The organism is Microbispora sp. NPDC049633, assembly GCF_040675265.1.
Classification (GTDB): domain Bacteria; phylum Actinomycetota; class Actinomycetes; order Streptosporangiales; family Streptosporangiaceae; genus Microbispora; species Microbispora maris.
In genome coordinates this window covers 1-8,305 of sequence record NZ_JBFAOO010000265.1, presented here as the reverse complement: position 1 = coordinate 8,305, position 8,305 = coordinate 1, and the positions used below count along the sequence as shown (strand labels likewise).

The window sequence follows — 8,305 nt, the reverse complement described above, 5'->3', positions numbered from 1 at the left end:
GGTCAGCATCGGTTCTGGTTCATGTGGGATGACCTGGTGCGGGGGGCGATCGGTGCGGTGGTGCTGGTCGACACCCGGCGGCTGGCCGACAGTTTCCCGGCGATCGACTACTTCGAGGAAGCCCGCCTGCCCTTCGTCGTGGGCGTCAACGGCTTCGACGGGCAGTTTCCGCATGCCGAGGAGGAGGTGCGGGAGGCGATGACCTTGGCCCCGCAGATTCCGATCGTGCGCACCGACGCCCGTGACCGGGAATCGGTCAAGAGCACGCTGATCACACTCGTCGAGCACGCGCTGACCATGCGTGTCGCCGTTCCCGGCCCGGGTTTCCACTAGCGCCCCTCCCACCGATCTTTAGCCCGTCGCGTCGCCCAGAGCGGCACCTCGCCGCGTTGTCGCCCCGCCCACGAAGATTCCTCGCAAGCTCGGAATCTCCGCAGGGCCCGGGAAGATCACTCGTGGGCTCCGCTACGACCTCCTCCTCCGCCTCGCGATGCACCACTTTGTACACCGCTCCGCCCAGGCAAACCTTGGTGGTCGCGGCACTAGGCGGTCAGTCGGGCAGGGCCTCGATCAGGCTCGCCCCGGCGGGCAGCGGCAGGACGCGGGAGAGCGTGAAGCCCGCCTCGCCCAGCAGTCGGGTGTGCTCGCTCAGCGTGCGCTCCCTCCCGCCGTCGGTGAACGCGAGCATGCGCATGTCGAGGTCCTTGCCGATGTGCGGCGCGGCGTCGTCCGGCAGCACCATCTCCAGCAGCAGCAACCGGCCGTGGCCGGCAAGCGCCTTCCGTACGTTGGTCAGGATGCGCAGGGCCGCCTCGTCGCTCCAGTTGTGGATGACGCTGGCCAGCAGGTAGAGGTCCCCGCCCGCGGGCACGCTGTCGAAGAAGTCGCCGCTCTCGAACTCGCAGCGGTCGCCGAGGCCCCGCGCGCGTAGCGACTCCCTGGCGTCCTCGACCACGTGCGCGATGTCGAAGAGCACACCGCGCATGCCGGGGTGCCGGTCGAGCACCGCCGCCAGCAGATGCCCCGTTCCCCCCGCGACGTCCACGAGCGTCCGTACGCCGGTGAAGTCGTAGGCGGTGGCCAGAGCGGCTTCCAACGGCGCCGCGCGGATGGCCATGTATTCGTTGAACAGCCGGGCAGCCTCGGGGTGCTCCTGGAAATAGCCGTACAAGGGGCCGAAGCGCGTGGTGAAAGCGGACCGCCCGTCCCGCACGGTCTGCGCGAGATTGCCCATCGCGTACCAGTACCCGTTCTCCGCGATCACGCGCACCGCGGAACGCAGGCTGCCGGGAACGCCGTCGCGCAGCGTCTGACCCTCATCGGTCAGCTCGTACACGCCGGGGACGACGGTGCGGACCACGCCGACCGTCTCGAGTTCCCGCAGCACGCGTGTCAGGGAGGGCTCGTGCGCGTCGCACGCCTTGGCGAGCTCCGACACGCTCATCGGGCCGGAGGACAGGTGCTCGGCGCAGTTCAGCTCCGCCATCGCGGCGAGCGCGGCGAACCGCGAGATCCCGACGATGGCGTTCCAGACAGGGCCGGTGGAGTCGATCAATGCTTCTCCAGAACAGTGGGTGAGGGGGAGCCGCCTCGGACCAGGCGGCCCACTTCTGCACGCAGCCGGACGAACGCGTCCAGTTGCCGCGTCGCGATCTGGTCGCGTGATTCGCCCAGGTCGACCGGCAGGTCGGCGGCGACCCGGGCCGGCGATCGGGTGAGGACGATCACCCGGTCGCCGACGTAGACGCTTTCGTCGATGTCGTGCGTGATCAGCAGGGTCGTCATGCCGTGATGCGCGCAGACCCGCAGCACCAGGTCTTCGAGGTCCTCGCGGGTCTGCGCGTCCACCGAGCCGAAGGGCTCGTCCATCAGCAGCAGTGACGGGCGGTAGGCGAGAGCGCGGGCGATGGACACCCGCTGCTGCATCCCGCCGGACATCTCCCAGGGGTACTTCTCCGCGGCGTCGGCCAGGCCGACCTGGTCCAGCGCGGCCATCGCCGCCTCCCTGCGGCGTCGCCGGTCCAGCCCGCGGCGCCGCAGCGGCAGCGCCACGTTGTTCGCGGCCGTCATCCAGGGATAGAGCGAGCGGCTGTAGTCCTGGAAGACGACGGCCAGGTTGTCGGGGATGCGCTCCACGGGCTGCCCGTCGATCAGCACCCGGCCGCCGGTGGGGCGGATGAGACCGGCGACGGACCGCAGCAGGGTGGACTTGCCGCAGCCGGAGGGGCCCACGACGCAGACGAGTTCGCCCTCGGCGGCACGGATGCTCACCCCGTCGAGAACGCGATGCGAGCCGTACGAGTGGACCAGATCGGTGATCTCGAGCACGATGCCTTCCTAGGTGGTCTGCCTGGCGCTCCTGTGCCAGGCGAGAACGCGCCGTTCCAACAGCAGGAACGCGGAGTTGAGCAGATAGCCGAGGAGGCCGAGCACCACCAGGCAGCCCCACATGTCGGCGTAGAGGTAGGTGCGCTGCGCCGACAGGAGCCGGTAGCCGAGGCCGCCTGAGCCGGCGAAGATCTCGGCGACGATCAGCAGGATCAGGGCCAGCGAGAGAGCCAGCCGCAGGCCGGCGAAGATCTTGGGCATCGCGGCGGGCACGATCACCCTGGTGAGCCGCTGGGCCGTCGAGAACCCGAAGATGCGCGCGGTCTCCAGGTGCTGCCGGTCCACGGTCCGCGCGCCGTCGATGGTGTTGACGAGGATCGGCCAGATGATCCCGAACACGATCGTCGCGAGCTGCGCCGGCGTGCCCAGCTTCAGCAGGGCGAGGAAGAAGGGCACCAGCAGCGGCGGCGGCACGGCCCGGCCGAGGTGGATCAGCGGGTCGAGGTAGCCGGACAGGCGGGGGGAGCAGCCGATGGCGACCCCGGCGGCCACCCCGAGGACCGTGGCGAGCGCCCACCCGGCGAACAGCCGGGCGAGGCTGGGGCCGAAATCACTCATCGCCTGCTCCGTCAGCAGGAGATGGGCGGGCGGGCCGGACAGCCACATCTCGCCCATCCGGGCCAGCGTCACCGACGGGGGAGGGAAGAACGGCTGCTCGGCGGCGCGGGTGGCGATCTCCCAGGCCACGAGCGTCACGGGCACCAGCCACAGGCGGCCGAGAGCTCTGATCACGTTCATCGGGCGGCTCCGGCGCGTACGTCGTGCCAGCGGAACAGCCTGCGTTCCACCGCGACCAGGGCGGAGTTGGACAGCACGCCGAACAGACCGGCCCACAGGGTCGCGCCGAGCATCAGGTCCATCCGGTTGCCGCCCGCGGCCTCCAGGATGTAGATCCCGACGCCCTCCGCCCCTCCGGCGAGCAGCTCCGCGCTGATCACGAGGATGACGGCGGTGCCGGCGGCGACGCGGATCCCGGTCGCGATGAAGGGCGCGGCGCTGGGCAGCGCCACCCGGAGCAGCACCGACACCGGACCGAAGCCGAAGCTGCGCAGGGTCTCCTTGGCGAGCGGATCGACGTCTCTCAACGCGTAGATCGTGTTGATGACGATCGGCCAGGACGCCGCGTAGACGACGACGGCCACTCTCAGGTGCAGGTTGTCGCTGAACAGGAGGATCGCGAGCGGGATCACGGCGACCGACGGGATGGGCCGGAGGAACTCGATCAGCGGCCGTACGGCGCGCTCCACGGGCGGCAGGGCACCGAGCGCGAGTCCAGCCGGGACCGCCACCGCCACGGTCAGCAGCAGGCCGAGCCCCCACGCGACGAGCGTGGCGCGCGCGTCGGCGAGGAACTCGCGGTCGGCGAGCAGCTCCGCCGCGCCGCGCAGGATCGTGGACATGCGCGGCAGGAAGCGGTCGTCGATCAGGCCGGTCGCGCCGACGATCTCGGCCGCGGCGAGGAACCCCGCGACGCCGGCGACGCCGCGGAGGACTCGTGCGTGTTCCATAGCGGTTACGGGATGTCCGTCAGCTCGCCGGAGGCTGCAGGATCATCGACTTCACGTCGAGGTCGTTCTTGATGTAGCCGTACTCCTTCATCAGGCTGGCCACGCGCTGCAGTCGCGTCTCGCTGAGGGAGGTCGGGTAGGAGCCCAGGGAGATGACGGCCGCGGTCGCGGCGTCGATCTTCGTGTACTTGGGCAGCGTCTCCTCGACGACCTTCCGGTCCTTCGCGACGATCGCCTGGGCCTTACCGAGCGCCCGCTGGAACGCGGCTATCGCCTTGGGGTATTTGCTCGCGGTGGCTTCGGTGGTGAACCAGCCGGCGATGGGCAGATTTTCGGTCGGGCCGGTCATCTCGTCCACGACGATTCTGCCGCCCGCCTTCGATACCACGGTGATGAACGGCTCGACCATCGCCGCGGCGTCGACCTGGCCGTTTTCCAGGGCACCGGGCATGTCGGGGAACGTCTTCTCCACGAACTGGTTCGGTGTCGCGGTCACCCCGGCCACCTTCATCTGCACTTCCGCGGTCAGCTGGCTGACGCTGTTGAGGACGTTGACCGCTATGGTCTTCCCCTTGAGGTCTGCAACAGTTTTGATCGGGGAGTCCTTTTTGACCATAATGACGAAAGCGCCGGGAGCGGCGCCGTAACTGTCCGAAACATACTTGAACTTGCCCGCACCCTTGTCCTGGGCGAGGAAGGTTCCGACGTAGGCGCCGAGCGAGATGTCGAGGCTGCCGCCCAGCAGCTTCTGGGTGGCGACGGCGCCGCCGGCGACCACTTCGGGCTGGATCTCCAGGCCCTCGGCCTTGAAGAACCCTCTCTCGATGGCCACCTGCAACGGTGCGCTGTCCGGCACCGGGATGGTGCCCACCTTCAGCGTCGTCTTCTCCAGTCCGTTGTCCGCGGGAGCGGAGGACGTCGTGTCGGAGCTACCGCAAGAGGTGAGCGCCAGGACGGCTGCGACGCCGACGGCGAGAGCACGACTCAAAAGCCTCATGAATTCTCCTCGTCTGGAGTGTTGAGGTGGTCGCCCGCGGCGGGCCCGTCCCGCGCAGACGGCGACGGGCGAGAAGCGTACAGGAGCCGTATGGATTCGGTGCGTTTGAGTCACGATTGTAGTCAAATTTAGGGGTAAATCACCTCTGTCATCTTTTGGAATTAAGGGCAATAGCTTGGACCGGTTCCATGAGGCCGGTTGTCGCGCAGGTTCTGTCCGATATCACTTTCTCCCTGCTCGTCGCCGTAGCGTGCACGTGCGTATAGGTCTGGGCGAAAAGCTGGACCGCTCCAAAATGCCAAGCTCTTTGTCTATCTCGACGCCTTATGCTCAAATTGCCCGGTGATGTGCGGGCTCTCGCATTAGAGCGACCCCGGAGCCCTATTCCAGAGATCAGCGCGAGAGGTTGCGCCAGTGAGGACAGCAACGATCGACAGCGGTCGCCGCGCCGAGCCCGAACCGGTCGTCGAGCCCGCCGCATCCTCCATGGACGGCGGGCCACCCGCCGATCCCGCGGTCGGCAACTCGATGCACCTGAAGAACTGGCGGGTGCGGACCCGGCTCGTCGCGTTGATCGTGCTGCCCACCGTCGTCGCGGTCCTGCTCGGCGGCCTGCGCGTGACGAGCTCGATAGCCAGCGCCGCCGAGTACCAGCGGGTGCGTGACGCCGTGGAGCTCGTCGGCAGCATCGGCATGCTCCTCCACGAGATCCAGCTCGAGCGGGACCTGGCGGTCGAGTACGTCGCGGGCGGCCGTCGTGACGGCGACCTGCTCACCCTCGTGAAGAACCAGCACGAGGCCGTGGACGCCGCCGCGCAGAAGGTGAGCGCGCGGGCCGAGACGAGCGGCGACGCACTGGGCGGGCTCGGCCGGGAGGACCTGTCGCGTGCCCTGGCCCGGCTGGCCGACCTGACCGCGTTCCGGAAGATCGTGCTCGACACGCAGCTCCCGCCGCTGCGCGGCATCGAGAAGTACCGGCTCGTCACCGACGACCTGCTGAAGCTGTACGACGCGGCGGGCCTGGGCGTGCCGGACGAGGGCCTGTACGCGAGCATCAAGGCGCTCGGCGCGCTCGCCCGTGCCAAGGAGGCGGTGTCGGAGCAGCGCGCGCTGCTCGCGGCGGGACTGGTCCGGCAGCGGCTCGACCAGGCGGAACTCGACGCCTTCACCGGCGCGGCGGCCAGGGAGCAAAGCGAGCTGGCGGCGTTCACCGCCGTGGCCACCACCGACGAGCGTCAGCTCTACAACGACACCGTCACCGACCAGAAGGTGGACCGGGCGCGGTTCTTCATCGACCGGGCGCTCTACCTCGTGAGATCCGGGCAGTCCATCCGCAACCTCAGCGGCAGGGGGACCGACGCCGACCTCTGGTTCGACGCGATCAGCGAGCAGGCCAACCTCATGCGCGACGTGACCGACGGTCTGACCAGGTCCATCGTCAGCCGGAGCGCCGCCCTGCAGAGCTCCGACCGGAACGTCGCCGTGCTCAGCATCAGCATGGTCGTCGTCGTCCTGCTGCTGGTCCTGCTCATCACCGCCGTCATGGCGCGCTCTCTCGTACGGCCGCTGCGGCGGCTGCGCAGCGAGGCGCTGGAGGTCGCCGGTCACCGCCTGCCCACGCTGGTGCAGCGGCTGCGCGAGTCCGAGGGCGGCGCGGCGGGACAGGCCGAGGTGCAGCCGATCGGCGTGGTCTCCGCCGACGAGATCGGCGAGGTCGCGCGGGCCTTCGACGAGGTCCACCGCGAGGCCATCCGGCTGGCGGGCGACGAGGCCCGGCTGCGTAGCAACGTCAACGCGATGTTCGTGAACTTGTCGCGGCGCACACAGACCCTCGTGGAGCGCCAGATCACCCTGATCGACGGCCTGGAGCAGGGCGAGCAGGACGAGCAGCGGCTCGGCGACCTGTTCAAGCTCGACCACCTGGCGACCCGCATGCGCCGCAACAGTGAGAACCTCCTGGTCCTCGCCGGACAGGAGCCCGCACGCCGCTGGAGCCGGCCCGTCGAGATCACCGACGTCATCCGGGCCTCGCTGTCGGAGGTCGAGGGATACGAGCGGGTGGTGCTCAACTTCCCGGGTGACGTGTCGATCGTCGGCCAGGCTGTCAACGACGTCATCCACCTGCTCGCCGAGCTGGTGGAGAACGCGCTGTCGTTCTCCCCGCGGGACACGAGAGTGGTGGTCTCGGGCAACCGGATCGACGGCGGCGGCGTGATGGTCTCCATCACCGACTCCGGCATCGGCATGACCCCCGAGGAGATCGGCCAGGCGAACTGGAGGCTGGCGAACCCGCCGGTGGTGGACGTGTCGGTGTCGCGGCGGATGGGCCTGTTCGTGGTCGGCCGTCTGGCCCTGCGCAACGGCATCAGGGTCCAGCTCAGGCCGCACGACGGAGGCGGGCTCACCGCCATGGTCCTGCTGCCGGAGTCGATCATCAGCCATCCGGCGTACCAGCCGGAGTCCTATCAGGGGGCGTTCGCCCCCGCCTGGAGCCCGCGGCAGGCCGTGCAGGGGACGGCGCAGCAGGGCATCGGGGCCTGGGGCCAGCAGCACGGGCCGGGCTCCGGCGTCGCCGCGCCGGCTCTCCACGATCCGCTCACCCGGCTACGCGGCCGGTCGTCCGGCGGTGTGGACGAGGCGGCGACCGGGCCGCTGCCCGCGGTCACCGCGCCCGTCCCGGCGAGGCCCGGCGCCATGTCGGCGACGACAGGACCGGTGTCGATCTCCGGCCCGATACACGGCGCTCCCGTCGGCGCTCCCGTCCAGCCGGGCGGCGTGCGTCCGGGCGGAGCGGAGGCCGGGCCGGCGGCCACCGAGGAATACCTGCCGATCTTCGCCTCCGTCGAGTCCGCCTGGTTCCGGCGAGAGCCCGTCGGCGACACCGGATCCGGCTGGCGGGACACCCCGGAGGTCGACGCCGGCTGGCAGGCCGCGGCCGCGGTCGCCGAGAAGCCGGCGTCGGACGGCACGACCACCTCCGGCCTGCCCAAGCGGGTGCCGAAGGCCAATCTGGTGCCCGGCTCCGCGGAGCCGCCCGCGGCGCCCGCGTCCCCGCAGCAGCCGCTTCTGTCGCCCGACCGGGCCCGCAGCCGGCTGGCGAGCTTCCAGCAGGGCGTACGGCAGGGCCGGGCGGTGGCCCGGGGCGAACTGAGTGAGGACGAGGGCTATCCGACGGCGAAAGGGGACGGCGCATGAGGGAGTTGAGCCAGGGGGCGCGCGGCCTGAACTGGCTGATCAGTGATTTCGCGAATTCGGTTCCCGGCGTGGCGCACACCGTGGTGGTGTCGGCGGACGGGTTGCCTCTGGCGTTCTCGCAGGGGTTTCCGAAGGACCGGGCGGATCAGCTGGCGGCGGTGGCTGCGGGGTTGATCAGTCTGACGCAGGGTGCCTCGCGGGTGTTCGAGGGTGGCCC

General features: G+C 69.8%; 8 protein-coding genes. 3 read left to right on the top strand and 5 right to left on the bottom strand.

Annotated elements, in window-relative coordinates; genetic code table 11:
• Nucleotides 1-333, top strand: a 333-nt coding sequence (locus AB0J39_RS36140) for an ATP/GTP-binding protein (protein WP_363473112.1), incomplete at its 5' end; no start/stop codon positions are given.
• Nucleotides 334-550: 217 nt separating this feature from the next.
• On the opposite strand, the gene AB0J39_RS36135 is transcribed toward AB0J39_RS36140, so the two are convergent.
• The 5 genes from AB0J39_RS36135 to AB0J39_RS36115 are packed head-to-tail and all read right to left on the bottom strand — an operon-like array spanning nt 551 to nt 4,893.
• The gene (locus AB0J39_RS36135; protein WP_363473110.1) at nt 551-1,555 is read right to left on the bottom strand and encodes a methyltransferase; all 1,005 of its coding nucleotides are present in this window, start codon (nt 1,553-1,555) and stop codon (nt 551-553) included.
• Complete coding sequence (locus tag AB0J39_RS36130) at nt 1,552-2,328, bottom strand: ABC transporter ATP-binding protein (protein WP_363473109.1); 777 nt, start codon at nt 2,326-2,328, stop codon at nt 1,552-1,554. The genes AB0J39_RS36135 and AB0J39_RS36130 overlap by 4 nt, the downstream gene beginning before the upstream one ends.
• A gap of 9 nt (nt 2,329-2,337) precedes the next feature.
• Complete coding sequence (locus tag AB0J39_RS36125; RefSeq protein ID WP_363473107.1) at nt 2,338-3,126, bottom strand: ABC transporter permease; 789 nt, start codon at nt 3,124-3,126, stop codon at nt 2,338-2,340.
• Nucleotides 3,123-3,896, bottom strand: a complete 774-nt coding sequence (locus AB0J39_RS36120) for an ABC transporter permease (protein WP_363473105.1) — start codon at nt 3,894-3,896, stop codon at nt 3,123-3,125. Before AB0J39_RS36120 ends, AB0J39_RS36125 begins: the two co-directional genes overlap by 4 nt.
• A 19-nt stretch (nt 3,897-3,915) precedes the next feature.
• The gene (locus tag AB0J39_RS36115) at nt 3,916-4,893 is read right to left on the bottom strand and encodes an ABC transporter substrate-binding protein (protein ID WP_363473103.1); all 978 of its coding nucleotides are present in this window, start codon (nt 4,891-4,893) and stop codon (nt 3,916-3,918) included.
• Between the two features lie 414 nt (nt 4,894-5,307).
• On the opposite strand from AB0J39_RS36115, the gene AB0J39_RS36110 reads away from it, so the two are divergent.
• Together AB0J39_RS36110 and AB0J39_RS36105 are read left to right on the top strand one after the other, a co-directional pair.
• Nucleotides 5,308-8,088, top strand: coding sequence for a nitrate- and nitrite sensing domain-containing protein (locus AB0J39_RS36110; protein WP_363473101.1), 2,781 nt, complete (start codon nt 5,308-5,310; stop codon nt 8,086-8,088).
• Nucleotides 8,089-8,093: 5 nt separating this feature from the next.
• Nucleotides 8,094-8,305 (top strand): roadblock/LC7 domain-containing protein (locus AB0J39_RS36105; protein WP_363473114.1); only part of this gene is annotated, 212 nt, incomplete at its 3' end.